Raw genomic sequence first — 26,009 nt, forward strand, 5'->3', positions numbered from 1 at the left:
CCGCTCATTGCCAAGGACAGGATATGCGCAAAACCGAGACCGCCGAGGGCCGCTCCGTCCGCCTGCTGCGCGTCGGCGAGCAGGTGCGCCACGTGCTGAGCGACCTGCTGTTGCGCGGCGAGGTGCATGACGAGACGCTGCAGTCGCACCTGGTCAGCGTCACCGAGGTGCGGATGTCGCCCGACCTGCGCCACGCGACGGTGTTCGTGAAGCCGCTGCTCGGTCAGGACGAGGAGGTGGTGCTGAAGGCGCTGCGCACCAACACCGCCTTCTTCCAGCGCGAGGTGGCGCACCGCGTGCGCACCAAATATGCCGCCAAGCTCCGCTTCCGGCTCGACGAGAGCTTCGACGAGGGAAGCCATATCGAGCAGCTGCTGCGCTCTGACCATGTCGCGCAGGATTTGGCCAGAGACGAGCGGGGCGACGACTAGCCGCGCATGGCCAAGCTCTATTTCTATTATGCGGCGATGAACGCGGGCAAGTCGACCACGCTTCTGCAGGCCGACTTCAACTATCGCGAGCGCGGCATGGAGACGATGCTGTGGACCGCGGCGCACGACGACCGCGCCGGCACGGGCACGATCGGCTCGCGCATCGCCCTCTCCGCCCCCGCGCACACCTATGATGACAACTGCAATTTGTTCGACTCGGTGGTGCAGGAGCTGATCAAGCGCAAGCTCGACTGCATCCTTGTGGACGAGGCGCAATTCCTGACCGAGGCGCATGTGCTCGAGCTGGCGCGAGTGACCGACGAGCTCGGCATTCCGGTGCTGTGCTACGGCCTCAGGACCGACTTTCAGGGCAAGCTGTTCCCCGGCTCCGCCGCGCTGCTGGCGATCGCCGACAGCCTGATCGAGCTGAAGGCGGTGTGCGAGTGCGGGCGCAAGGCGACGATGAACCTGCGCGTCGACAGCGAGGGCCACGCCGTTGCGGCCGGCGAGCAGACCGAGATCGGCGGCAACGACCGCTACATCGCTTTGTGCCGCAAGCATTTCTTTAAGCGCCTCACCGAAGGGCGCGCGCGCCAGCTCAGCCTCGGCCTGGCGCGGCGCTAGCTTGCTCCACGGCTGGATCATTCTCGACAAGCCGCTCGGGCTCGGCTCGACCAATGCGGTCGGCGCGGTCAAGCGCGCGCTGCGCGAGGCGGGCGAGCCCAAGACCAAGGTCGGTCACGGCGGAACGCTCGACCCGCTCGCCACCGGAGTCCTGCCGATCGCGCTGGGCGAGGCGACCAAGCTCGCCGGTCGGATGCTGGATGCGACCAAGGCCTATGAGTTCACCATCGCGTTCGGCACCGAGACGAGCACGCTCGACGCCGAGGGCAGGGTTGTGGCGACCAGCGACACGCGGCCGACGCTGGCCGAGATCGCGGCCGTCCTGCCGCGCTTCACCGGCCCGATCGAGCAGGTGCCGCCGGCCTTCTCGGCGCTGAAGGTCGAGGGAAAGCGCGCCTACGATCTGGCGCGTGCTGGTGAAACGCCAGAGATGGCGGCCCGCTCGGTGACGGTGTTCTCGCTCCTCCCTGTCGGCGTAGCCGATGGGGAGGAGCTTCATTTCATCACGCTCGCCGCCACCGTCTCCAAGGGCACCTATATCCGCTCCCTCGCGCGTGACATTGCGCTGGCGCTCGGCAGCGTCGGCCATGTCGCCATGTTGCGCCGAACCCGGGCCGGGCCGTTCGGGCTCGAATCGGCGATATCGCTGGACAAATTGGCGCAAGTCGCTAAGGCGCGCGACCTGACGAGGGTGGTTCTCCCGCTTGAGGCGGGGCTGGACGACATCCCGGCCCTCCCCGTCACCCCCGACCAGGCCCGGTTGCTCCGTCATGGACAATCGCTTGTCGGGATCCCCGCACTCCCGGGGCTCAAGCTAGCGACGGACGGCGCGGTGCCGGTCGCCCTGGTGGACAGCGACGGGGCCACGATCACGGTCGTGCGCGGGTTCAACATCTAATTTGCAAGGAGTGACCCGATGTCGATTACCGCCGACAAGAAGCAGGAACTGATCAAGGAACACAGCCGCGCCAGCGACGACACCGGTTCGCCCGAGGTCCAGGTCGCGATCCTGACGACGCGCATCAACAACCTGACCGAGCATTTCAAGACGCACGCGAAGGACAATCATTCGCGCCGCGGCCTGCTGATGCTGGTCAACAAGCGCCGCAGCCTGCTCGATTATCTCAAGCGCAAGGACGTCCAGCGCTACGCCGACCTGATCGGCAAGCTGGGCCTTCGCAAGTAACCGCTGAAGGGCGCCCGAGCGGCGCCCTTCGCACATCCGGGCCTGCCGCAATTCGGCGGCCGGTCCAAGAAGGGGCATGATTGATCGCCCTGCACCGCTCGCAGACCGGGTTCGTCTGCCTTTGATGCCCCGGCGCGCATCCGGCCGCCGGAGTGAAGGAAACATGCATGTTTGATATCAAGACTGTAGAAATCGACCTGGGCGGCAAGACGCTCAAGCTCGAAACCGGGCGAGTCGCCCGCCAGGCCGACGGCGCGGTGCTCGCGACGATGGGCGAGACCGTCGTGCTGTGCGCCGTCACCGCCGCCAAGAGCGTCAAGCCGGGACAGGACTTCTTCCCGCTGACCGTCCACTATCAGGAAAAATTCTCGGCCGCGGGACGCATTCCCGGCGGCTTCTTCAAGCGCGAGCGCGGGGCGACCGAAAAGGAAACGCTGACCAGCCGCCTGATCGACCGTCCGGTCCGTCCGCTGTTCCCGGAGGGCTTCTACAATGAAGTCCTCGTCATCGCCCAGGTGCTGTCCTACGACGGCGAGAACGAGCCCGACATCGTCGCGATGTGCGCCGCGTCGGCGGCGCTGACGATCAGCGGCGTCCCGTTCATGGGCCCGATCGGCGCTGCCCGCGTCGGCTACCAGAACGGCGAATATATTCTCAACCCGACCCAGACCGAGGTCGCCGAAGGCGAGCTCGACCTGGTCGTCGCCGGCACCATGAACGCAGTGATGATGGTCGAATCCGAAGCCAAGGAGCTGTCGGAAGACGTCATGCTCGGCGCGGTGATGTTCGCCCATGCCGCCTCGAAGAAGGTGTGCGAAGGCATCATCAAGCTGGCTGAAAAGGCCGCCAAGGACCCGTGGGAGCTCGATCTGCTGGACGACAGCAAGGAGATCAAGGCCAAGCTCAAGTCGATCATCGGCGCCGACCTCGAGGCTGCGTACAAGCTGACCAACAAGCAGCAGCGCCAGACCGCTATCGGCGAGGCCCGCGCCAAGGCGCGCGAGGCGTTCGCCGAGCTCGAGCAGAGCGATCCGGCGGCCTACCTCGGTACGCTCAAGCTGGTGAAGAAGCTCGAGGCCGACGTGGTCCGCTCGGCGATCCTCAAGGACGGCCGCCGGATCGACGGCCGCGACACCAAGACCGTTCGCCCGATCGAGGCGATGGTCGGCTTCCTGCCGCGCGCCCACGGTTCGGCGTTGTTCACCCGCGGCGAGACCCAGGCGATCTGCACGACCACGCTCGGCACCAAGGACGCCGAGCAGATGATCGACGGCCTGGAAGGGCTGAGCTACTCGCGCTTCATGGTCCACTACAACTTCCCGCCCTATTCGGTCGGTGAAGTGGGCCGCTTCGGCGCCCCGTCGCGCCGCGACACCGGCCACGGCAAGCTCGCCTGGCGCGCGCTTCGCCCGATGCTGCCGGATTCGGAGGAATTCCCCTATACGATCCGGGTTCTCTCCGACATCACCGAGAGCAACGGTTCGTCGTCGATGGCCACCGTGTGCGGCGGCTCGCTGAGCATGATGGACGCCGGCGTTCCGCTGAAGCGCCCGGTCGCGGGCATCGCCATGGGCCTCATCCTCGAGGGCCAGGACTTCGCGGTCCTCTCCGACATCCTTGGCGACGAGGACCATCTCGGCGACATGGACTTCAAGGTCGCCGGCACCAGCGAGGGCATCACCTCGCTGCAGATGGACATCAAGGTCGCCGGCATCACCGAGGAAGTGATGAAGGTCGCTCTGGCCCAAGCCAAGGACGGCCGCGCCCACATTCTCGGCGAGATGGCCAAGGCGCTCGACCACACCCGTGAAGAGCTGTCGGCCCACGCGCCGCGGATCGAGACGATGCAGATCGCCAAGGACAAGATCCGCGAAGTCATCGGCACCGGAGGCAAGGTCATCCGCGAGATCGTCGCGACGACCGGCGCCAAGGTCGACATCGACGACGAGGGCCTGATCAAGATCAGCTCGTCCGACGTCAGCCAGATCGAGGCCGCGCGCCAGTGGATCCACGGCATTGTCGCCGAGCCCGAGCCCGGCACGATCTACACCGGCAAGGTCGCCAGCATCGTCGATTTCGGCGCGTTCGTGACGTTTATGCCGGGCAAGGACGGCCTCGTCCACGTCTCGGAAATCAAGAACGAGCGAGTCGAGAAGGTCGCCGACGTCCTGACCGAAGGCCAGGAAGTGAAGGTCAAGCTGCTCGAGGTCGACCAGCGCGGCAAGGTCCGCCTGTCGATGCGCCTGGTCGATCAGGAGACCGGCGCCGAGCTGGAGGACACCCGTCCCCCGCGTGAAGGCGGCGACCGTGACCGTGGCCCGCGCGGCGACCGTGGCGATCGCGGCGATCGTGGCCCGCGCCGCGACGGCCGTGGACCGCGCCGTGACGGCGGCGACCGCGACCGCGGCCCGCGCGGCGATCGTGGTCCGCGCGAAGGCGGCGACCGCGATCGCGGTCCTCGCCGCGAGCGCTCGGAGCGCGAAGACGGCCCCGCACCCGAGTTCGCGCCGGCCTTCCTCACCGGGAAGGACGAGGACTAGGTCTTTCTCCCTACTACCACAGGAGGCCCCGCGAGCGATCGCGGGGCCTTTTGATTCCAACGCCTTGACGCATAGGGTTTGAGCCGCGACAAGGCGCACCGATGCCGACCGCTCACACCCTCGCCTTCACCGCCACCTGGTGGCGCGCCGCGCAGACTGCGGCGGCGCGATGGCGCGGCTGGTGATCCCCACGGCCTGACGCCGCGACACCAAGCCACACCTGACCAGCCCGCCCGACCGGCGGGCTTTTTTGTTGCTTTCGAGGATGCCTCACATGACCACTGCTCTCGCCGCCGCCGCAACCCAGCCCGCGCCCGCTCCCATCGCCAACGACGTGATCGTCGACCGGCCGGTGCCCAACCCCTTGCCCGGCCTGCTGGGCGGCCAGGATTTGAGCGAGGACAACAGCCGTCATTTGTTCGAGCGGCTGGTGCTCGGCCGCCTCGAGCCGGCCGAGATCGCCGGCATGCTGATCGCGCTCCGCCTCAAGGGCGAGACCGCGGCCGAGATGATCGGCGCCGCCCGCGCCTTGTTCTCCGCCGCTACCCCGTTCGAGCGGCCCGACTATCCATTCGCGGATTGCTGCGGCACCGGCGGCGACGGCTCGAGCTCGATCAACGTCTCGACCGCAACCGCCTTCGTCGCCGCCGCCTGTGGCCTGCCGGTGGCCAAGCACGGCAATCGCTCGGTCAGCTCGCAATGCGGCTCGGCCGACGTGCTCGAGGCGCTCGGCGCGAAGCTCGACATGCCGCCTGCCGCGGCGCGCCGGCTGCTCGACGAGACCGGCTTCTGCTTCCTGTTCGCGCCCGCCTACCACCCCGGGATGAAGCACGCCGCGCCGGTGCGCCGCCAGCTCCAGGTGCGCACGGTGATGAACCTCCTCGGCCCGTGCATCAATCCGGCGCGGCCGACGGTGCAGCTGCTCGGAGTGGCCGACCCGCACATGATCGGCCGGGTCGCCGAAGTGGTCGCGGCGATGGGCGTCGAGCAGGCGCTGGTCGTCCACGGCGCGGGCCTCGACGAGGTCGCCCTCCACGGTGCCACGCGCGCGGTGCGGGTCAACGGCGCCGACCGCGAGCTAATGGAGCTCACCCCCGAGCAGGCCGGGCTCGAGCGCGCCGCGCTTCAGGTTGTGCAAGGCGGCGACGTTGCCACCAACGCCGCCCGCCTCAGCGCCTTGCTCGACGGCAAGGCCGGCGGTGCGGACGAGAATATCGTGCTGATCAACTGCGCCGCTTTGCTGCTCACCGCTGGCCGAGTCGCCGACCTGCGCGAAGGCGTCGCCACCGCGCGCGAAGCGCTCGGTTCGGGCAAGGCGGCTTCGGTGCTGGCGCGCTTCGTCGAGGCCAGCAATGGCTGAGCTCGGGCTGCTTGGGCCGATCGTCGCCGCCAAGCGCGCCGAGCTCGCGGCGCGCCTCGGCGATACCGCGATCGACGATCTACGCGCCCGCGCCGGGCGGACCACGCGGAGCCTCAAGGCCGCCCTCGACCGGCCCGGCGGGCGCTTCATCTTCGAATATAAGCGCGCCTCGCCGTCGGAAGGGCCGCTGAGCAGCGCGGAGCCCGCCGCGATCGCCCGCGCCTACAACGGCGCCGCCGACGCCATGAGCGTGCTGGTCGACCCGCACTTCCAGGGCAGCTACGCCGACCTGCGCGACGCCCGCGCCTGCTTTGAAGGTCCGATCCTCGCCAAGGATTTCGTCGTCGACCCGCGGCAGGTCATCGAGGCGCGCCTTGCCGGCGCCGACGCGGTGCTGGCGATCCTCGCCATCCTCGACGACTCCGCCGCCCGCGCGGTCATGGCCGAGGCCCTTCGGCTCGGCATGGACGTGCTGGTCGAGGTCCACGACGACACCGAAATGCGCCGCGCCGTGGCGCTGGGCGCGCCGCTGATCGGGATCAACAACCGCGACCTCGCCAGCTTCCGGACCGACCTCGGCACGACAGAACGCCTCGCCCCGCTCGCCGAGGGCCGCACGCTGGTCGCCGAATCCGGCATCGTGACGCGCGCAGACATCGATCGTCTTGCGCCCCACGTCGACGCCTTCCTGATCGGCTCGACGCCGATGCGCTCGGCCGATCCACGCGGCGAAGCGCGCGCGCTGGCGTTCGGGCGGGTCAAGCTCTGCGGCCTCGCCACCGCCGCCGACCTCACCGCCGCCGCACCCGCCGCCTACGCCGGCATGGTGATGGCGCCCGACAGCCCGCGCGATCTCGGCATCGCAGGCGCCGCGGCGCTCGCGGCTGGGGCAACCATCCCGATAGTCGGCGTCTTCCGCGACGCGCCGCTGTCGCACCTGCGCGAAGCCGTGCGCCAGGTGCCGATGGCGGCGATCCAACTCCACGGCGCGATGGAGGACGGCACGCTCGCCGTCCTTCGCGACGCATTCCCCGGCGAAATCTGGCTGGCCGAACCCGCCGGCGGACCGCGCGCCGTAGGCGGCGACCGGATCCTGTTCGACCATGGCCGCGGCGGCACCGGCGCGGCGTTCGACTGGCGCAAGGTCGCCGACCGTCCCGAGCTTCCGCGCGCCCTCATCGCCGGCGGCATCGGCCCCCACAACGCCCGCTCCGCCCGGGCGCTCGGGGCCCATGCGATCGACGTCGGCTCCGCGGTCGACGCTTCACCCGGCGTCAAGGATCATTCGAAAATCGCCGCGCTGTTCGACGCGCTGCGCCCGATCTCCCGCAAGGAAAGGCTCGCCCGATGCGCCTAGACGGCCGTTTCGGCAGCTTCGGCGGCTGCTACGTCCCCGAAATCCTGCTGCCCGCGCTCGAACAGCTTGAGGCCGCGTTCCTCGACGCCGAACAGGACCCGGCCTTCACTGCCGAGCTCGACGACCTGCTCGCGACCTACGCCGGCCGCCCGACTCCGCTCACCCGCTGCCGCAACCTCGGCGACGGCCGGCTCTATCTCAAGCGCGAGGATCTGCTCCACGGCGGCGCGCACAAGACCAACCAGGTGCTCGCCCAGGGCCTGCTCGCGCGGCGCATCGGCAAGCGCCGGCTGATCGCCGAGACCGGCGCCGGCCAGCACGGAGTCGCGACCGCCATGGCCGGCGCGCTGTTCGGGCTCGAGACCGAAATCTACATGGGCGCGGACGATGTCGAGCGGCAGGCGCTCAACGTCCACCGCATGCGCCTGATGGGCGCGCGGGTGATCCCGGTGACGAGCGGCGATCGCACGCTCAAGGACGCCGTCAACGAGGCGCTGCGCGACTGGGCGGGCAGCTTCGAGCACACCCATTACCTCCTCGGCACCGCCGCCGGCCCCCACCCCTTCCCGCTGATGGTCCGCCAGTTCCAGCGGGTCATCGGCCGCGAGGCGCGCGCCCAGATCCTCGCCGCCGAGGGCCGCCTGCCAGACGCCGTCGTCGCCTGCGTCGGCGGCGGATCGAACGCCATCGGCCTGTTCCACGATTTCGTCGGCGACGATTCCGTCCGCCTGGTCGGGGTCGAGGCGGCCGGCCGCGGGCTCGACGGCGGCGAACATGGCGCGACCCTCCAGCGCGGCACCCGCGGCATCCTCCACGGCGCCGAGACCCTCATCCTCCAGAACCGCGACGGCCAGGTGGCCGACAGCTGGTCGATCTCCGCCGGGCTCGACTATCCCGCGGTCGGCCCCGAGCACGCTTTCCTCCAGGAGAATGGCCGGGCGACCTATGTCGGCGCGACCGACGATGCCGCCTTCGCCGCCTTCCAGGCGCTCGCCCGACACGAGGGCATCGTCCCGGCGCTCGAAAGCGCGCACGCCATCGCCGAGGCGCTGCGCCTGATCGCCGCCGAGCCCGAGGCGCTGGTCGTCGTCGGGTTGAGCGGCCGCGGCGACAAGGACATGGCCTCGGTCGTCAAATTGCTCGAACGCGAAGCGCTCGCGGAGGCCGCGGAATGAGCCGTTATGCCGCGATGTTCGACCGCTGCCGCGCCGACCGAAGGATCGCGCTCGGCGGCTTCCTGATGCTCGGCCACCCGGCGCCCGACGCCACCCCGGCGCTGCTCGATGCGCTCGTCGCCGGCGGCTGCGACATGGTCGAGCTCGGCGTTCCGTTCTCCGATCCGGTCGCCGACGGCCCGGTCATCGCCCGCGCCGGCAAGCAGGCGCTCGAGGCCGGAGTCACGCCCGCCGACTGCCTCGCGATGATCGCCGCCTTCCGCGCCCACCACCCCGCCGTTCCGGTCGGCATCCTGACCTACGCCAACATCGTCATGGCGCGCGGAGTTGCGACCTTCGCCCGCGAGCTGACCGAGGCCGGCGCCGACAGCCTGCTGGTCGCCGACCTCCCCTCGCTCGAGGCCGCGCCGTGGGCCGAGGCCATCGCCGCCGCCGGAATCGACCCGGTGCTCATCGCCGCGCCGCACACCCCTTCACACGCACTCGCCACCATCGCCCGGCTCGGCCGCGGCTGCACCTATTGCGTCGCGCGCAGCGGGGTGACCGGCGCCGGCCACGCCCCGGTGCTCGCCCACGCCCGGCTGTTCGCCGACCTCGCCGAACTCGGCGCGGCGCCGCCGGTGCTCGGCTTCGGCATCTCGACCCCCGCCCACGTCCGCGCCGCCGCCGAGGCGGGCGCGGCGGGCGTGATCAGCGGCTCGGCCCTGGTCGCCGCCGCCCAGCACGGGCCCGAGACGCTGCGCTCGACGGTCGCCGAGCTCGCGGCCGCGACGCGCGCTTTGCAGCCGATGCTGACCTAGATTAAGCTCGCCCCGGGACTCGCCTGTTCACGGGGAAAGATCATGCGCCGCCTGCCCTTGTTCGCTGCCATCGCCGCGCTTGCCTGCGCCGGTCCCGCCCTTGCCGCGGGAACCAAGGTGACGTCCTCTGCCGCCTTGGCGCGCAAGGCCGAAGCACTGAAGCCCGGCGAATGGGTGTGGGGCTCCAGCCTCGCGCCGAAGGGCCCGGTGCTGGTCTATGTCGATCTCGGCCGCCAGCAGGCCCACGTCTATCGCAACGGCATCCGCATCGGGGTGTCGACCATCTCCTCGGGCAAGCCGGGCCACGAAACTCCCAATGGCGTGTTCACCATCCTCGAAAAGGCCAAGGTCCACCACAGCCGCACCTACGACAATGCGCCGATGCCCAACATGCAGCGGCTGACCTGGAAGGGCGTCGCGCTCCACGCCGGCAACCTCCCCGGCTTCCCCGCCAGCCACGGCTGCGTCCGCCTCCCGCTGGCGTTCTCGGAAGTGCTGTTCAACACCACCGACAAGGGCGGCACGGTGGTCATCGCCGGCCGCGCCGGAGCGCCGCACAAGCGTCCGCCCGCCGGCCTGCTCGCCCCCGCCAGCCTGACCGGCCACGGCACCATCGCGCTTCCGCTCGGCGACAAGCAGGCGTTCAGCTGGCAGCCGCAGTTGAGCCCGACCGGCCCGGTGTCGATCATCGTCTCGACCGCCGACCAGGCGGTGGTGATCCTGCGCAACGGGGTCGAGATCGGCCGCGCCCGCGCCGTCATCCAGCAGGACAATAGCGAAAATCAGGTGCTGACCATGTCGCGCGATCGCAAGGGCCGCGCCGAGTGGATTCAGGTCGGGGTCACCAACCTCGCGCCGGAGGAAGCGGCGATCGTCTCGACCCGCGGGGTCGAGCAGATGCAGCTGCCCCAGCCGTTCGTCGCCCACATGCGCTCGGTGATGCAACCGGGCGCCACCGTGCTCATCACCAGCGCCTCGATGAGCGCCGGCTCGCTCGGCGAACAGACCACCGTCATCGCGTCGGACTAGGCGACGGACTGACGTGTCGCCTTTCAGCATAAGCTCAAGTGTGGCTATCCCGTTGCACAGCAGACAGGATATTGTCGATTGCTGCCCGTGCGCCGATCATCTCGAAGGGTAGAGGAAGGTCGACTTGCCGGTGCATGATACGGCAGATGGCTTGTGCTTTAATTACAAGCAATCGCATTTCGTTCGGTGTTATTGACGCGAGTCCAAAAACCTCTTCTTTGGTAAGGCGGCCAGACCGGTGCGCGAATATATTATGCCGTAACTTGGCAATCTTCTTCGCCACGGCAGTGCACTCGGATAGCTTGTCCTGAGCCGCCCCGCCAAGCTCTGCGCTGAGGGTCGGAAGGTTGACGGTCTTCTTACTCTTCTCAAATAGACTGTGCAGGGTTACGACGAACGCCGACATGCTCGCCGCCTGAATGGTCATCAATATTTCAGAATGATCACGCAACACCTCGCTAAAGCGCGATCGACCGTCTCTGGACGCGATGGCGAACCAAGTTGCGTAGAAACATTCCGCGCGGTTAGCTAAATCGCCAGCTATCCGTATCCGATCCTCCAAGAGGAGCAGCTTAGGCATCATACCCGCCGCGCTGGAGGCGGAAATCCAGTGCGCTGCGGAAACAGCGGCGGTCCGGCTTGCCAGCCGTAGCGGCAAGGCCGCGAAGGCTGGTGGAGCTGAGGGGAATCGAACCCCTGACCTCTGCAGTGCGATTGCAGCGCTCTCCCATCTGAGCTACAGCCCCGCTCCGTCAGCCGGGCGCTCCATTAGCCGCGCTTGGTGGCCCGCGCAACGCCCCCCGCCCGCTTTTCGCCGCCCGTCGCTCGCCTTGGGCGCTTCGGCCCTCGCGCAGGAACGCGCCCCCTCCTCCGGCGGTTTAGACGCCATGGCCCCGCGCCTGCGGGTGCCACACCCAAAAGGAGGCAAATATCCATGGCATATGACCGCTTCGACGAGCGCGGCCGCGGCCGCGACCAGCGACGATCCTTCGACCACGACCGCGAGGAGCGCGGCTGGTTCGACCGCGCCCGCGACGAGCTCACCAGCTGGTTTGGCGACGAGCGCGATGACGACCGTCGGCCGCGCGACGACGATCGCTGGTCGGCGCACTCCGACCGCACCCAGCGGCAGACCGGCGAGCGCGACTATGGCCGCTACGAGCGCAGCCCGCGCTATCGCGACGAAGGGTATCGCCGCCCATACACCGGCCGAAGCCAGGGCCGCCCGGCCGGCGACGACGACTATCGCCCGATGACCGGCGACTATGGCCGCGCCAGCCAGGACGAGTGGAACGAGCAGCAGCGCCGGCCGCGCTCGCCGGAGATGGCGGCGCCTTCCGCGGCGTCGGCGTCGGGCATGCACGACCGCGACTATTCGAGCTGGCGCAAGCGCCAGATCGACGAGCTCGACCGCGACTATGACGAATTCCGCCGCGAGAACAGCTCGCGCTTCGAGAGCGAGTTCACCTCATGGCGCGGGCAGCGCCAGGCCAAGCGCCAGATGCTCGGCCAGATCCGCGAGCACATGAGCGTCGTCGGCTCCGACGGCGAGCCGGTCGGGACGGTCGACAAGGTCCGCGGCGACCGCATCGTGCTGACCAAGAACGACAGCCCCGACGGCCGCCACCACGCGATCAGCTGCTCGCTGATCGACCGGGTCGAGGGCGACCAAGTGATGCTCGACCGCAAGGCCGAGGAGGCCAAGGCGCAATTCTCGGACGAGAATGCCAACCGCGCCTTGTTCGAGCGCGACGACAATCGCGAGGAAGGCCCGCACATGCTGAACCGGAGCTTTTCCGGTACCTACTAGACCTCGCGTCCCTTGAGCGAGAGCGAGAAGCCCGGGCGCAGCAATGCGTCCGGGCTTTTTTGCGGTCTTGCAATTCCCGTCGCCCCAGCGAAGGCTGGGGCCCAAGCCACAGCGCGACGAAACCGGGCGGCATGGATGCCAGCCTGCGCTGGCATGACGGAGAAAGAGAATGCCCAACGCCTGGCACCTGGTGAAGCGCCCGAACGGAATGCCGACCGCCGCCGATGTCGAGCTTCGTGCGTTCGACCTGCCGCCGCTCGCCGACGGGCTGGTCCATGTGCGCAACCGCTGGCTCAGCGTCGATCCCTACATGCGCGGACGGATGAACGACGTGAAAAGCTACGTGCCGCCGTTCCAGATCGGCCAGCCGCTCGAGGGTGGCGCGGTCGGCGAGGTGGTCGAAAGCCGCGACCCCGCGTTCGCGCCCGGCGACATGGTGCTGCACATGATGGGCTGGCGCGACGAGGAGGTGGTCGCGGCGTCAGCGCTCAACAAGCTGCCTGCCATGCCCGGGGTCGAGCCGCAGGCGTTCCTTGGCAACCTCGGTTTGACCGGCGGCACGGCCTATTTCGGCCTGCTCGAGGCCGCGTCGGCCAAGCCCGGCGACATCGTGTTCGTCTCGGCCGCCGCCGGAGCGGTCGGCTCGGCCGTGGTGCAGATCGCCAAGGCGCGGGGCATGACGGTCATCGGCTCGGCCGGCGGCGCCGACAAATGCGCCTTCGTGACCGAGCTCGGCGCCGACGCGGTGATCGACTACAAGGCCGGCTCGCTCGTCAAGCAGCTCGCCGCCGCCGCACCGGACGGGATCGACGTCTATTTCGACAATGTCGGCGGCGACCATCTCGACGCCGCGCTGGCGCTCGCCCGCAAGGACGCGCGCTTCGCCATTTGCGGCATGATCGAGGGCTATAACAGCGGCGAGCCGACCCAGCTCAGATACATCATGCGCGTCATCGCCATGCGCATTCGCCTGCAGGGCTTCATCTACACCGATTATCTGCCCCGCCTCGGCGACTTCTACCGCGACATGGGCGGCTGGATCGCAAGCGGCCAGGTCAAGAGCCGCGACACGGTGGTCGACGGGCTCGAGGGGACCTTCGACGCCTTCCTCGGCCTGTTCTCAGGCGCCAACACCGGCAAGATGCTGGTCCGGCTCTAGCGGCGATGGGCCTGCCGCCGCGCCGGGCAATCGTGATCGGTGCGTCGGGCGGGATCGGCGCGGCGCTGGTCCGCGGGCTGGAAGCGCGCGGGCGCGACGTGACCGGCCTGTCGCGTACCACCAGGCCGCCGCTCGACGTCAGCGACCAGGCCAGCATCGCCGCCGCGGCCGAAAGCCTGCGCGCCGCCGCCCCGTTCGACACTATCCTCGTCGCGACCGGCCTGCTCCACGACGGCGCGCTGCGCCCGGAAAAGTCGCTTGCCGACCTCGACGCCGACCAGCTCGCGCGCTCGTTCGCAGTCAATGCCATCGGCCCGGCGCTGGTCGCCCGGCATTTTGTCCCGCTACTCCCGCGCCACGGCCGCGCGATCTTCGCCGCCTTGTCCGCTCGGGTCGGCAGCATCTCCGACAACCGGCTCGGCGGCTGGTATGGCTACCGCGCGTCGAAGGCGGCGCTCAACCAGCTGATCCGAACGCTCGCGATCGAACTCGCCCGAACCCGTCCCGGCGCAATCTGCGTCGGCCTCCACCCCGGCACGGTCGACACCCGCCTGAGCGCTCCGTTCCAGCGCGGGGTTGCGCCCGACCGCCTGTTCACGCCCGAGCGCTCGGCCGGCCATCTGCTCGACGTGCTGGACCGCCTCGCCCCCGACCAGTCCGGCCGCTGCTTCGCCTGGGACGGGAGCGAAATCGCGCCCTAGCGCGCGTAGTTGCAGCTGGCCGGATTGCCGGTGCTGAGCCCGCGCTGCAGCGCTTCCATGCGCTGCGCCGCGCTGCCGTGGGTGAAGCTTTCCGGAACCACCCGTCCCTGGGTCTGCTTTTGCAGCGTGTCGTCGCCGATCGCTTCGGCCGCGCGCATGCCCTCCTCGATGTCGCCGGGCTCGAGCGCGCCCGAGCGCTTGGCCCACACCCCGGCGTAGCAATCCGCCTGCAATTCGACGCCCACCTGGATCTGGTTGCCCTGGGCCTCGCCGGCGCTGGCCTGGGCCGAGCGCGCGCGGTCGAGCGTCCCTTCGAGGTTCTGGATATGGTGGCCGACCTCATGCGCGATGACATAGGCCGCGGCCGCGTCGCCCGGCGCCTGGAAGCGCCGCGACAATTCGTCGAAGAACGCCGGGTCGATGTAGATCTTCTGGTCAGTCGGGCAATAGAACGGCCCCATCGCCGCCTGCGCCGCGCCGCACCCCGACTGGTTGAGGTTCGAATAGGCGACCAGCGTCGTCGGCCGGTAGGTCGCCCCGGCCTGCTTGAACAACTCGCCCCACACCTGCTCGGTCGAGCCCAGCACCTGCGTCATGAACTGGCCGGTCGCCGGGTCGAGCCTGGACTCGCCCTGCTTCTGGCCGACCACGCCGCCGCCGCCGCCGAGCGTGGTCAGCGCGCAATAGCCGAGCAGCAGCAGCGCGATTCCGGCGAAGCCGAATTTCGACGCGACCAGGCTGAACAGCAGGCCGAACATGCCGCCGCCCCCGCCACCCAGTCCGAACCCGCCGCTCTGGCCGGTGCGGTCCTCGAAATTGCTGCTGCCGGGGCCGTCAAAGCGCATCGCCGTTCCTTTTCGTGAGGGCCGATCTCACGGCGACAATGCTTCATTGCCGTAACGGTTGCACTGGCCCGCGCGCGCGGCCATTGCGCGGCCCATGATCCTCACCGGGAAAACCGCGCTCGTCACCGGCTCGACCTCGGGCATCGGCCTCGCCATCGCCCGCGCCTTGGCCGGCGCCGGAGCGCGGGTGATGCTCAACGGCTTTGGGGAGGACGCGGAGATCGCCGCGCTGACGCAGGAACTCGGCGCGCTTCACGACGGCGCCGACCTCGCCGATCCGGCCGCGATCGCGGCGATGATGGCCCGCTGCGCCGATGAGCTCGGCGGCCCCGACATCCTCGTCAACAACGCCGGCATCCAGCATGTCGCACCGGTCGCCGACTTTCCGCCGGACAAGTGGGACGCGATCATCGCGATCAATCTCAGCGCGGTGTTCCACACCACCCGCCTCGCGCTTGCCGGCATGAAGGCCAGGGGCTGGGGCCGGGTGATCAATACCGCCAGCGCGCACAGCCTCGTCGCCTCGCCCAACAAGAGTGCCTATGTCGCCGCCAAGCATGGCGTCGCCGGCTTCACCAAGGCGCTCGCGCTCGAAACCGCGCGTGACGGGATCACCGCCAATTGCATTTCACCCGGCTATGTCTGGACCCCGCTGGTCGAAAAGCAGATCCCCGACACCATGGCCACCCGCGGCCTGACCCGCGACGAGGTGATCAACGACGTGCTGCTGGCCGCCCAGCCGACCAAGCGCTTCGTCACGCCGGAGGAGGTGGCCGGGCTAGCGCTCTACCTGTGCGGCGATGCGGCAGGATCGATCACCGGCGCGAACCTCTCGATGGATGGCGGCTGGACTGCGCAATAAGCCGTCATTGCGAGGCGTAGCGGCGCGGCAATCCAGTTGCGCCGCTGGATTGCTTCGCGCAGTTTATCTTGAGCGACGCCGCAGGCGACGTCGAAGGGCTCGCAATGACGTGAAACTTCCTCTCTCCCTCATCGCAATGATTTCGCTTAGCGGCTGCGCAACCACCGCGCCCCCGCCCCCACCGCAAGTGCCCGCGCCCGCCCAGCAGGATTGGCGCGCCGTCGCCACCGCCGCCGACCGCGCCCGGCTGCGCGAGTGGCGCAAGGCGTTCGCGCAGGGCCTTGCCCGGGCCCGCGCCGCCGGTCACCGCGCCGAGATCGAAAGCGAAGCCGCCTTGCTCGATCCGGACGCCGCGTTAGGCGGCGGGCCGATCCCCAATGGCGACTATCGCTGCCGGGTGATCAAGCTCGGCGCCAAAAGCCAGGGCCTGCTCGACTACATCGCCTATCCCGCCTTTCGCTGCCGGGTGCGCGCCGAGCGCGGCATCCAGGGCTTTGCCAAGCTGACCGGTTCGCAGCGCCCGGTCGGGCTGATCTTCCCCGGCGACCAGCTGCGCCAGGTGTTTCTCGGCACGCTGGCGCTCGGCGACGAGACCCACGCCATGCACTACGGCCGCGACTCCGAGCGCGACCTCGCCGCCTACGTCGAGCGCATCGGCCCCAACCGCTGGCGCATGGTCTTCCCCTCCCCCGCCTTCGAATCGCTGACCGACGTCATCGAGCTCGTGCCTGCATCTTAGCTCCTCCCCCTTGGGGGAGGTGGCGCGGAGCGCCGGAGGGGGTGATCGCTCGACTGCCCCACCGTCGGCGCTGCGCGCTGCCACCTCCCCCAAGGGGGAGGCGCAAGCATCTTGCACGCCGGCAACCACGCGCTACGCTCCGGCTCATGCGCACCCCCACCCTCCTCGCCGCCGCCGCCGCCGCGCTCAGCGCCGCCGCCCAGCTCCCCGCCGCCACGCTCGGCGAGGCGGTCAAGGCTGACATGCCGGCGCTAATGACGCTCTATCGCGATCTCCACGCCAATCCCGAGCTCAGCATGCAGGAGGTCCGCACCCCCGCCAAGCTCGCCGCGGAGATGCGCAAGCTCGGCTTCACCGTCACCGAAAAGGTCGGCAAGACCGGCGTCGTGTCGGTGCTCAGGAACGGCGCCGGACCGACGCTGATGGTGCGCGCCGACATGGACGGTCTGCCGGTGGTCGAGGACACCGGCCTGCCCTACGCGTCCAAGGTCCGCGCCGTCGCCCGTTCGGGCGTCGAAACCGGCGTGATGCACGCCTGCGGCCACGATACGCACATGACCGCCTTCATCGGCACCGCCCGCCAGCTCGCCCAGCGCAAGACCGAATGGTCGGGCACTTTGGTGATGATCCTCCAGCCCGGCGAGGAAACCGGCGAGGGCGCCAAGGCGATGCTCGACGACGGCCTCTACAGCCGCTTTCCCAAGCCCAATGCGGTGATCGCCTTCCATGACGCCGCCGCGGCCCCGGCCGGGGTAATCGCCATCTCGCCCGGCTACGCTTTGGCCAATGTCGACAGCATCGACATTTCGGTGAAGGGCGTCGGCGGCCACGGCGCCTATCCCCACACCACGCGCGACCCGATCGTGCTCGGCGCGCAGATCGTGATGGCGCTGCAGACGCTGGTCAGCCGCGAGAACAATCCGCTCGATCCGGCGGTCATCACCGTCGGCAGCTTCCAGGCCGGCGCCAAGCACAACATCATTTCCGACGAGGCCAAGCTTCAGCTCACCGTGCGCAGCTACACGCCCGAGGTGCGCAAGAAGTTGCTCGACGGGATCCAGCGCATCGCGCGCGGCGAGGCGATCGCCGCCGGGCTTCCCGCCGACCGCATGCCGGTGGTGACGATCCGCGAGGGCGAGTTCACGCCGTCGACGTTCAACACCGAAGCGCTGAGCAACCGCGCGCTCGACTTGTTCAAGGCGCGCTTCGGCGACAAGCGCGTGCTGAAGGCGCCGCCGGTAATGGGCGGCGAGGACTTCAGCCGCTTCTACCTTGCCGACAAGTCGATCGAGAGCCTGATCTTCTGGGTCGGCGGAACGCCGATGGCCAAGTGGCAGGCGGCCGGCGGCGACGCGTCCAAGCTGCCCTCGCTCCATTCGCCCTTCTGGGCCCCCGAAGCCGACACCGTCATCGCCACCGCCACCGAAGCGATGACGGCGTTGTCACTCGACCTGCTGAAAAAGAGCTAGCTGTTCGCCGGCGAAGGCCGGGGCCCAGGTGGCGCGAAGCGCCTACGTGGTCGGCTCTCGTCCGACCGCCAAGACCATCGCGCCCACCAGGCAGCCCGCGAACAACCCGCCCTCGAGCGCCCCGCTGACCAGCTGGCTGACGCGCCCGAAGCCATCCTCGCCGAGCAGCGCCCCGAATTGCGTCAGCTTGAGCCGCGACCCGTCATATTCGTGCCCGAGCAGGTCGAGGCTGCCGCCGAGCAGCCGCCCGCCGAGCGCGACGATCCCGAGTCCCGCTGCCGCTCCGAGCGCCCCGGCGACGGCGACCTTGGACCGCAACCGGCGGTCGGCCCCCGGCCGGAGCGCGAGCCATGCCGCGAGCCCGACCGCCGCGCCGAGCACAGCGCCCTCGATCCCGCCGGTGATGCCGAGCGGCGAGTGGCCGAACAGCAGGTTGAAGGCGTCGATCGCGATCAGCTTGACCAGCGCGCCGACGATCATTCCGCCAAGCGCGGCCAGCGCCACGGTCGCCCACCATTCGCCGCTCCGCCGGGAGCGCGCGGCGGCGATCCCGGCGCTGACTCCGGCCCCGCCGGCGATTGCGACCGCGACGGTCAGGGCGACCATCACGAGCAATACCGACAACGCGCCCATCCCGCTCGATGCGGCAAAGCCATAGACCAGTCCGCCGAGCAATCCGGCGACGGCGCTGCCCGCGATGCCCGCGACGAACAGGTTGAGCGGGACTCGCGGCCGGGCGACATTTGGCGTCGGCGGCTGGCTCGCCGCCGCGCCGTCCTCGACCTCGGCGATGAAGCGATAGCCATGCTTGGGCACGGTCTCGATGAAGCGCGGCCGGGCGGCATCGTCGCCGAGCTGGCGGCGCAGCGTGCGGATGCACTGGGTCAGGGCTTCGTCGGTGACCGGCACGCCGCGCCACACTTCGCCCAGGAAGCGGTCCTTGGTAACCAGCCGCCCACGCTCGGCGACGAGCAGCGCCAACGCGTCGAAGTAGCGGCTGCTGAGCTCGACCGGCGCGCCGTCGCGGCGAAGCTGGCGGTCGCCCGCATCGAGCGTGAAATCGCTGAACCGGATGCCGTCCGCCATCGCGCCTGTCGAAAGCCGGTTGCGCCGCGAAAGGCAAGCGCCGTTGGTCGAAAGCGCTGTCCTACAGGCCCGCCGATGTGCGATAAGAAAGTTCGCGCCGGGCACCTTCGGCTTAACTTCGCGATCAGGCCCCCGAAAACGTCGATCCTGCGTGAAACTCGTGAAGTTAAGCGGCGGCTACTCCGCCGCCCACGCGCTGGCCTTCTCGGTCAAGTCGAGCTCCCGCAGCATGGCATCGACGCTGGCGGTCAGCTCGGCCAGGAAGGTCACCTGGTGGCGGGCTCCGCGATAGCTTTCCGCCATCAGGATCGCATCGAGCAGGATCGGCACCACCACGCTTTCCGGGTCGTCGAGCAGCGCCAGGCCCCGCAGCTTGTCGAGCGCCTTGCGCCGCGCCCCTTCCGGGTCCGCCATCGCCGCCGTTCGACCGATCATCCACGCCATCGCTTACTCCTTCGCCGCCAACCTACGCGCCGGGCCGCAGCGGCGCGAACCGGGCCGACGCTTCCCAGCCTCGCTTCGACGTTAACTGCTGGCTTGGCTCAATCGCTCCAGCTGCCCTTCGGAAAGCTCGAGCCGGAGCGCGGCGACCAGCTCACCCAGTTGCGCAACGCTGGTCGCACTGGCAATCGGCGCCGCGACGCCGGGCTGCACCTTGAGCCAGGCCAGCGCGACTGTCGCCAGCGCCACCCCGGTCTCCGCCGCCACCTCGTCAAGCGCAGCCAGCACCCGCCGCCCCCGCTCGCCCTCGACATATTCGATATTCCGCAGCCCCCGCGGGCTCCGACCGAGATCGTCCTTGGAGCGGTACTTGCCGGTCAGGAAGCCGTTGGCGAGGCTGTAGTACGGGAACTGCGCCAGCCCGTTGCGGACGGTCGCATCCTGCAGCGCCCCCTCATATTTCCCGCGCTCGACGAGATTATACCAATTCTGCAGCGCCGCCGGCTTGGCGAAGCCCTGATCGGCGCACACCGCCATCGCCTCTTCGACCCGCTCAGCGCTGAAATTGCTCAGCCCGGTCGCGGCGATCTTGCCCGCCCGTCGAAGCTCCTCGAACGCGCCGAGGCTGTCGGCCAACGGCACGCCCTCGTCGTCCTTGTGCTGATAATAGAGGTCGATTTGCTCGACCCCGAGCCGCTCGAGCGACGCGTCACACGCCGGGCCGATGGTCTCAGGCTTCAACCCCGCCATGAAGCCGACCTTGGTGGCAATGTAGACCTTGTCGCGCTTGGCCGGGTCGCGCTTGAGCCACGCGGCGATCACCCGCTCACTTTCCCCGCCGACGTGCCCCGGTACCCACGCAGAATAAACGTCGGCGGTGTCGATCATCGTCCCACCGGCATCGACGAAGGCATCGAGGATGGCGAAACTCGTCCGCTCGTCGGTGGTCCAGCCGAACACGTTTCCACCGAGCGCCAGCGGCGCCACCTGCTTGCCTGCGATGCTGATCATGGCACCGATCCTAGCGTCATCTTCAGTCTTTGTTTGTAAATTTATCCGACACTGCCGCAATGTCGGAGAGCTTGACAGTCGGCAGCGCCAACAGCGTGCTTGCCTTTGGCGGTTATGCCGCCGCCGCACTGCTCTTCTCCGCGCTGATCCTGTGGCGCGCTCGACGCGGCGTCGGGCAGCCCGCAGAGCGATTGCTGCTGGCCGGCTTCGCGCTGACCGCCTGCTGGGCCTGGCTCAGCGCCCTTGCCCCGGCCGCCGCCTTCGCCGGCCTAGCCGAAACCTTTCGTAATCTGGTGTGGCTGGCGTTGCTGCACAGCCTGTCGGGTGGCCGCGAGCATGTCGAGCGGCAGCCGGGCCTGAGGCTTGTCTACGGCGCCGTCGGATTGGTGCTCGGCCTGGAACTTGTGGCCGGCCTGCTCGGGCCCGCATTCGGGGTCGATCCGGTCCCGGCGGCAACCGAGGCGCTGCTTCGGATCACCGCCGCGGCCGGCCTGCTCATCCTGGTGCACAACCTTTACGCGCAGGCCGACGCGCCCAGCCGCCAAGCCATCGGCGCGGCGATGCTGGCGCTGGTCGCGACGTGGGGCGTGGATCTCAACCTCTATACGTTGGCCTACCTCGACCCGGCGACCTCGCCATGGCTGGCCGAGTGGCGCGGGCTCGCTGCCGCGCTCACCGCACCCCTGTTCGCCATCGCCGCCGGGCGCGCTGACGGCTGGCGCATTCGGCTGTCGCGCGATGCCACGTTCCAGTCGCTCTCGCTGCTGGGCATTTGCGCTTATTTCGCGACGATGACGATCCTCGCCAGCGCGCTCGGCCGCTCGGGGATCGACTGGTCGCGGCCGCTGCTCGCGGCGGTGCTCGGATTGCTGGTCGTCGGCGGGCTCGTGCTCGGCTCATCGCCCGCCGCCCGTGCATGGGCGCGGGTCAAGCTGACCAAGCATTTGTTCGAACACCGCTATGATTATCGCGGCGAATGGCTGCGCTTCGCCGACACTGTCGGGCGATCCGGCGTCGATGCGCCGCCGGTTGGCGAACGGCTGATCAAGGCCTTCGCCGACATCATGGATTCACCCGGCGGCCTGCTGCTCGCAATCGACGGCGACGGCCAAATCGCCGAGGCGGCGCGGCGCAATTGGAGCGGTGAGACATTCGCCCCCGATCCGCTCGACGCGCTGCGCTGGAGCGAACTCGAGGCGAACCCGCGGATCCTCGCGCTCGACCGTATGCGTGAGGCACCGGATACAACGCCACGACTCCCGTTGCCGAACTGGTTGACCGACAGCCACGACGCCTGGGCGGGCGTGCCCCTAGTCCACAGCGGCCGCTTAGTGGGTCTCGTCATTCTCGCTGCCCCGCCCCAGCGGCGTGACCTCGACTGGGAGGATTTCGACCTGCTCAAGACCGCTGGACGCCAAGCGGCAGCGACGCTCGCCGAGGCGCATGGCCAGCAGGCGCTGGCGCGGGCCGAGCGCTTCGACGAGTTCAACCGCCGCTTTGCCTTCATTCTCCACGACATCAAGAACCTGGTCAGCCAATTGTCGCTGGTCGCGCGCAACGCCGAGCGCCACGCCGACAATCCCGATTTTCGCGCCGACATGGTCGCCACGCTGAAATCGTCGGTTGGCAAGATGAACGACCTGCTTGCCCGGCTCGGACCGGCCGCCGACAACCGGCAACCGCGGCTCGAGCCGGTGCCGCTACGCAACATCGTCGCCGCCGCCATCGCTGGAAAGCGCGGCGCGCACGAGGTCTCGCTGAGCGGCGAAGGCGGCTGGGTCCTGGCCGATCCGCTGCTGCTCGATCAGGCGATCGCCCACCTCGTCCAGAACGCTATCGACGCCAGCCCGGTCGGCGACCCGGTCACGGTGCGCATGGCCAGCGGCGAGCACGGCGCAAGCATTGTCATCGCCGATCGCGGAGCCGGCATGGACAGCGAATTCGTCCGCAGTCGGCTATTCGAGCCGTTCGCGTCGACCAAGGACGGCGGCTTCGGGATCGGCGCGTTTGAAGCGCGCGCGATCATCCAGGCGATGGGCGGGCGGCTCGGCGTCGATACCGCGCCGGGCCGGGGCAGCCGCTTCACCATCCATCTGCCGGCTGCGCCGGCGCCCTCGCTTGACCAGAGGAAATCCGCATGAGTGACGACCTTCCCGTGTTGCTGGTGGTCGAGGACGACGAAGGCCTGCAGCGCCAGCTGAAGTGGGCCTATGACGGTTATCGCGTACTTGCGGCGACCAACCGCGCCCAGGCGATCGAGCTACTTCGGCTCCACGAGCCGGCGGTGGTGACGCTCGACCTCGGCCTTCCGCCTGATCCCGACGGGACCAGCGAGGGATTCGCCACGCTGAGCGAAATTCTCGCGCTCAAGCCCGACGCCAAGGTGATCGTTGCTTCGGGCCATGGCGCCCGCGAGAGCGCGCTTCGAGCGATCGCGCTCGGCGCCTATGACTTCTACGCCAAGCCGGTGGACATCGACCAACTCGGGTTGATCGTCGCCCGCGCCTTTCATCTCCACGCGATCGAGGCCGAGAATCGACGCCTTGCTGCCGGCGGGTCGGCCGACCAGACCGTGCTCGGCTCGATCGTCACCGCGGCGCCGGCAATGCACAAGGTGGCGGTGACGATCGAGCGGGTGGCGGCAGCCAACGTCTCGGTCATGCTGCTCGGCGCCAGCGGGACCGGCAAGGAGTTGCTCGCCCGCGCGGTCCACGAGCGCAGCCCGCGCCGCGACGGTGCTTTCGTCGCGATCAATTGCGCGGCGATCCCCGAGAATTTGCTCGAGGCGGAGTTGTTCGGATACGAGCGCGGGGCGTTTACCGGGGCGGTCAAAACGACCCCGGGCAAGATCGAACTAGCCGAGGGCGGCACGCTGTTCCTCGACGAGATCGGCGACGTGCCGCTGCCGCTCCAGGTCAAGCTGCTCCGCTTCCTCCAGGAGCGGGTGATCGAGCGGATCGGCGGGCGGCAGCCGATCGCGGTCGATACGCGGATTGTCTCCGCGACCCACCAGGACCTCATCGCAATGCAGGCCGACGGGCGGTTTCGCGAGGACCTTTACTATCGGCTGGCCGAGATCGTCGTGCCGATCCCCAGCCTCGCCGAGCGGCCGGGGGACGCGGTGCTGCTCGCCCGGCACTTTGTTCACCGCTATGCGCGCGAGCTCAATCCGGCGGTGGGCGGGCTGGCGCCGGATGCCGCCGAGGCGATCGATCGGCACGATTGGCCGGGCAATGTGCGCGAGCTGGAGAACCGCATCAAGCGGGCGGTGATCATGGCCGACGGCAAGCTGATCAGCGCCGCCGATCTCGATCTGGTGGACAGTGCAGTGGTTTCCAAAAGCGCCCTTCCGATCAACCTCAGGGCGGCTCGGGAAGTGGCGGACCGGGGGGCGATCCACCAGGCTTTGTTACGGACCGACAACAATATTTCCGGCGCGGCCAAGCTGCTCGGGATCAGCCGCCCGACGCTGTACGATTTGATGAAGCAGTATCGCTTAAGCGCCTAGCTCCTCGGCCATGGCGGCGACTTCGAGCCAGCGGTCCTCGGCGGCGAGCTTCTCGGCGCGCAGGGCGTCGGCGCGGGCGGTGAGTTCGGCGAAGCGGGCGGGGTTGCTGGTGTAGAGGTCGGGGTCGTGGAGCGCGTCCTCGACCGCCATCAGCTCGCCGTCGATGCGCGCGACTTCGCCGGGAAGGCGGTCGAGGTCGCGTTGGTCCTTGTAACTTAGTTTTCCCCTCCCGCTTGCGGGAGGGGAAGAGGCGCGAAGCGGCGAAGGGGTGGGCTTGTTGTTCGCCGCAGGCCCACCCCTCGATCCCCTCCCGCTTGCGGGAGGGGAGGAACGGCGCGCCCAATCCTCGTAGCCGCCGGCGACGATGTCGACTTTGCCGCTGCCGTCGAGGCCGAGGGTGATGGTGACGGTCTTGTCGAGGAAGTCCCGGTCGTGGCTGACGATGAGGACGGTGCCGTCATAGTCGGCGATGACTTCCTGGAGCAGGTCCAATGTCTCGAGGTCGAGGTCGTTGGTCGGCTCGTCGAGCACTAGGAGGTTGGAGGCGCGGGCGAATTCGCGGGCGAGGAGGAGGCGCGAGCGTTCACCGCCGCTCAGCGAGCCGACCGGCGCCTCGCTGAGCTCGGGCGCAAACAGGAATTCCTTCAAATAGCCCTTGATGTGCTTCTTGTGGCCGCGCACCTCGATCCAGTCGCCGCCCTCGGCGAGCACGTCGCGGACGCGCCGCTGCGGCTCCATCAGCTTGCGCTGCTGGTCGATGACGATTCCGCTCAGCGTCTTGGCGTGGGTGACGGTGCCGCTGTCGGGCGCGATCTCGCGGGTGAGGAGCTTCAAGAGGGTGGTCTTGCCGGTGCCGTTGGCGCCGACCAGTCCGATCCGGTCGCCGCGCTGGATGCGCAGCGAGAAATCGCGAATGATGGTGCGCTCGCCATAGGTCTTGGTGACCTTGTCCGCCTCGATCACCATCTTGGTCTTGACGTCGTCCTTGGCCAAAGCGAGCTTGGCGGCTCCGGCGGGGCCGAGCATGGCGGCGCGCTGGGCGCGCATTTCGTGGAGCTTGGTGAGGCGGCCCTGGTTGCGGCGGCGGCGGGCGGTGACCCCGCGCTGGAGCCAGTGAAGCTCGAGCGCGAGCTTGGCGTCGAGCTTCTCGGCGGCGCGCTGCTCCTCGGCATAGACCCGCTCGGTCCACGCATCGAAGCCGCCGAAGCCGATTTCGGCACGGCGGACGATGCCGCGGTCGAGCCACAGGCAGGATTTGGTCAGGCGGGTGAGGAAGGTGCGGTCGTGGCTGATGGCGATGAACGCGCCCTTGAAGCGGCCGAGCCACTCTTCGAGCCAGGCGATCGCCGAGAGGTCGAGATGGTTGGTCGGCTCGTCGAGCAGCAGCACGTCGGGCTCCTGCGCGAGGGCGCGGACGATCGCCGCGCGCCTGCGCTCGCCGCCCGACGCGGTGGCGACGTCGCGCGCGAGGTCGATCCCGATCTGGCCGGCGATCGCCGCCGCCTCGTGCGGCGCGGGGGCGTCGGGACCGGCCAGCACCCAATCCTCGAGCGTAGCATAACCGCTCATGTCCGGATCCTGCTCGAGCAGGACGACGCGGGTGCCGGGGACGATGGTGCGCTTGCCCTCGTCGGTGTCGATCAGCGCGGCGAGGCACTTCAGCAACGTCGTCTTGCCGGCGCCATTGCGGCCGATCAGCGCGAGCCGGTCGCGCGGGCCGATGTGGATGTCGAGCCCGCGCAACAGCCAGCCTTCGCCCTGGACCAGGCCGAGCTTTTCGAAGGAGAGGATCGGGGGCGCCATGGCGCGGGCCCTTACGCAAGGATGCGCGCGGCGTCACCCTGCTGGCGCTCGGCGGACGCGCGGCGTATCGTGG

General features: G+C 69.1%; 24 protein-coding genes and 1 tRNA gene. 18 read left to right on the top strand and 7 right to left on the bottom strand.

The window, feature by feature from the left end; genetic code table 11:
* Positions 1-23: 23 nt before the first annotated feature.
* From rbfA to D0Z60_RS07605, 10 genes are all read left to right on the top strand, one after another.
* Entirely contained in the window at positions 24-431 is a 408-nt protein-coding gene (rbfA, locus tag D0Z60_RS07560; protein WP_118857677.1) for a 30S ribosome-binding factor RbfA, read from the top strand.
* Between the two features lie 6 nt (positions 432-437).
* On the top strand, positions 438-1,055 hold the full coding sequence (locus D0Z60_RS07565; protein ID WP_118857678.1) for a thymidine kinase: 618 nt from the start codon (positions 438-440) through the stop codon (positions 1,053-1,055).
* Position 1,056: 1 nt separating this feature from the next.
* Positions 1,057-1,953: a tRNA pseudouridine(55) synthase TruB gene (gene truB, locus D0Z60_RS07570; RefSeq protein ID WP_118857679.1), complete on the top strand. Its 897-nt coding sequence runs from the start codon at positions 1,057-1,059 to the stop codon at positions 1,951-1,953.
* Between the two features lie 18 nt (positions 1,954-1,971).
* Positions 1,972-2,241, top strand: coding sequence for a 30S ribosomal protein S15 (gene rpsO, locus D0Z60_RS07575; RefSeq protein WP_118857680.1), 270 nt, complete (start codon positions 1,972-1,974; stop codon positions 2,239-2,241).
* Positions 2,242-2,408: 167 nt separating this feature from the next.
* Positions 2,409-4,781 (top strand): polyribonucleotide nucleotidyltransferase, encoded by a 2,373-nt coding sequence (gene pnp, locus D0Z60_RS07580; protein WP_118858493.1) that lies wholly within the window; start codon positions 2,409-2,411, stop codon positions 4,779-4,781.
* Positions 4,782-5,055: 274 nt separating this feature from the next.
* Complete coding sequence (trpD, locus tag D0Z60_RS07585; protein ID WP_118857681.1) at positions 5,056-6,141, top strand: anthranilate phosphoribosyltransferase; 1,086 nt, start codon at positions 5,056-5,058, stop codon at positions 6,139-6,141.
* Complete coding sequence (gene trpCF, locus D0Z60_RS07590; RefSeq protein ID WP_118857682.1) at positions 6,134-7,498, top strand: bifunctional indole-3-glycerol-phosphate synthase TrpC/phosphoribosylanthranilate isomerase TrpF; 1,365 nt, start codon at positions 6,134-6,136, stop codon at positions 7,496-7,498. The genes trpD and trpCF overlap by 8 nt, the downstream gene beginning before the upstream one ends.
* Positions 7,489-8,673: a tryptophan synthase subunit beta gene (trpB, locus tag D0Z60_RS07595; RefSeq protein WP_118857683.1), complete on the top strand. Its 1,185-nt coding sequence runs from the start codon at positions 7,489-7,491 to the stop codon at positions 8,671-8,673. Before trpCF ends, trpB begins: the two co-directional genes overlap by 10 nt.
* Positions 8,670-9,473, top strand: coding sequence for a tryptophan synthase subunit alpha (gene trpA / locus D0Z60_RS07600; protein ID WP_118857684.1), 804 nt, complete (start codon positions 8,670-8,672; stop codon positions 9,471-9,473). The genes trpB and trpA overlap by 4 nt, the downstream gene beginning before the upstream one ends.
* Before the next feature lie 42 nt (positions 9,474-9,515).
* Positions 9,516-10,502 (top strand): L,D-transpeptidase family protein, encoded by a 987-nt coding sequence (locus tag D0Z60_RS07605; RefSeq protein WP_118857685.1) that lies wholly within the window; start codon positions 9,516-9,518, stop codon positions 10,500-10,502.
* A 34-nt stretch (positions 10,503-10,536) separates the two neighbouring features.
* Here the strand turns inward: D0Z60_RS07605 and D0Z60_RS07610 are convergent, their stop codons facing one another.
* Together D0Z60_RS07610 and D0Z60_RS07615 are read right to left on the bottom strand one after the other, a co-directional pair.
* Positions 10,537-11,160, bottom strand: a complete 624-nt coding sequence (locus tag D0Z60_RS07610; protein ID WP_162888142.1) for an AbiU2 domain-containing protein — start codon at positions 11,158-11,160, stop codon at positions 10,537-10,539.
* Positions 11,161-11,172: 12 nt separating this feature from the next.
* Positions 11,173-11,248, bottom strand: a tRNA-Ala gene (locus tag D0Z60_RS07615).
* Between the two features lie 188 nt (positions 11,249-11,436).
* Here D0Z60_RS07615 and D0Z60_RS07620 point away from each other — a divergent pair.
* From D0Z60_RS07620 to D0Z60_RS07630, 3 genes are all read left to right on the top strand, one after another.
* Entirely contained in the window at positions 11,437-12,312 is an 876-nt protein-coding gene (locus D0Z60_RS07620; protein WP_118857687.1) for a DUF2171 domain-containing protein, read from the top strand.
* A 169-nt stretch (positions 12,313-12,481) separates the two neighbouring features.
* The gene (locus tag D0Z60_RS07625) at positions 12,482-13,471 is read left to right on the top strand and encodes an NADP-dependent oxidoreductase (RefSeq protein WP_118857688.1); all 990 of its coding nucleotides are present in this window, start codon (positions 12,482-12,484) and stop codon (positions 13,469-13,471) included.
* Positions 13,472-13,476: 5 nt separating this feature from the next.
* On the top strand, positions 13,477-14,172 hold the full coding sequence (locus D0Z60_RS07630) for an SDR family NAD(P)-dependent oxidoreductase (protein WP_118857689.1): 696 nt from the start codon (positions 13,477-13,479) through the stop codon (positions 14,170-14,172).
* Here the strand turns inward: D0Z60_RS07630 and ypfJ are convergent.
* Positions 14,169-15,017 carry a KPN_02809 family neutral zinc metallopeptidase gene (gene ypfJ / locus D0Z60_RS07635; protein ID WP_118857690.1) on the bottom strand — a complete coding sequence of 283 codons (849 nt, stop codon included), beginning with the start codon at positions 15,015-15,017 and terminating at the stop codon, positions 14,169-14,171. The genes D0Z60_RS07630 and ypfJ overlap by 4 nt on opposite strands.
* Positions 15,018-15,111: 94 nt before the next feature.
* Here ypfJ and D0Z60_RS07640 point away from each other — a divergent pair, with 94 nt between their 5' ends.
* The 3 genes from D0Z60_RS07640 to D0Z60_RS07650 all read left to right on the top strand — a co-directional run bounded on the left by D0Z60_RS07640 (position 15,112) and on the right by D0Z60_RS07650 (position 18,087).
* Positions 15,112-15,879, top strand: coding sequence for a 3-hydroxybutyrate dehydrogenase (locus D0Z60_RS07640; RefSeq protein WP_118857691.1), 768 nt, complete (start codon positions 15,112-15,114; stop codon positions 15,877-15,879).
* A 136-nt stretch (positions 15,880-16,015) separates the two neighbouring features.
* Positions 16,016-16,618 (top strand): DUF4893 domain-containing protein, encoded by a 603-nt coding sequence (locus tag D0Z60_RS07645; protein WP_118857692.1) that lies wholly within the window; start codon positions 16,016-16,018, stop codon positions 16,616-16,618.
* A gap of 146 nt (positions 16,619-16,764) precedes the next feature.
* Complete coding sequence (locus D0Z60_RS07650; RefSeq protein WP_118857693.1) at positions 16,765-18,087, top strand: amidohydrolase; 1,323 nt, start codon at positions 16,765-16,767, stop codon at positions 18,085-18,087.
* A gap of 42 nt (positions 18,088-18,129) precedes the next feature.
* Here D0Z60_RS07650 and D0Z60_RS07655 read toward each other — a convergent pair whose 3' ends face one another.
* The 3 genes from D0Z60_RS07655 to D0Z60_RS07665 form a co-directional block, all read right to left on the bottom strand.
* Entirely contained in the window at positions 18,130-19,173 is a 1,044-nt protein-coding gene (locus D0Z60_RS07655) for a winged helix-turn-helix domain-containing protein (protein ID WP_118857694.1), read from the bottom strand.
* Between the two features lie 177 nt (positions 19,174-19,350).
* Positions 19,351-19,617 (bottom strand): hypothetical protein, encoded by a 267-nt coding sequence (locus D0Z60_RS07660; protein ID WP_118857695.1) that lies wholly within the window; start codon positions 19,615-19,617, stop codon positions 19,351-19,353.
* 81 nt (positions 19,618-19,698) lie between these two features.
* Positions 19,699-20,625 (bottom strand): aldo/keto reductase, encoded by a 927-nt coding sequence (locus D0Z60_RS07665; protein ID WP_118857696.1) that lies wholly within the window; start codon positions 20,623-20,625, stop codon positions 19,699-19,701.
* A gap of 59 nt (positions 20,626-20,684) precedes the next feature.
* Between D0Z60_RS07665 and prsK the strand changes: the two genes are divergently transcribed.
* Together prsK and prsR are read left to right on the top strand one after the other, a co-directional pair.
* Entirely contained in the window at positions 20,685-22,766 is a 2,082-nt protein-coding gene (gene prsK / locus D0Z60_RS07670; RefSeq protein WP_118857697.1) for an XrtA/PEP-CTERM system histidine kinase PrsK, read from the top strand.
* Complete coding sequence (prsR, locus tag D0Z60_RS07675) at positions 22,763-24,133, top strand: PEP-CTERM-box response regulator transcription factor (RefSeq protein WP_118857698.1); 1,371 nt, start codon at positions 22,763-22,765, stop codon at positions 24,131-24,133. The genes prsK and prsR overlap by 4 nt, the downstream gene beginning before the upstream one ends.
* On the opposite strand, the gene D0Z60_RS07680 is transcribed toward prsR, so the two are convergent.
* Complete coding sequence (locus tag D0Z60_RS07680; RefSeq protein WP_118857699.1) at positions 24,122-25,936, bottom strand: ABC-F family ATP-binding cassette domain-containing protein; 1,815 nt, start codon at positions 25,934-25,936, stop codon at positions 24,122-24,124. The two genes, prsR and D0Z60_RS07680, sit on opposite strands and share 12 nt — an antisense overlap.
* Positions 25,937-26,009: the final 73 nt, after the last annotated feature.

This window comes from Sphingomonas mesophila, assembly GCF_003499275.1.
Taxonomy (GTDB): domain Bacteria; phylum Pseudomonadota; class Alphaproteobacteria; order Sphingomonadales; family Sphingomonadaceae; genus Sphingomicrobium; species Sphingomicrobium mesophilum.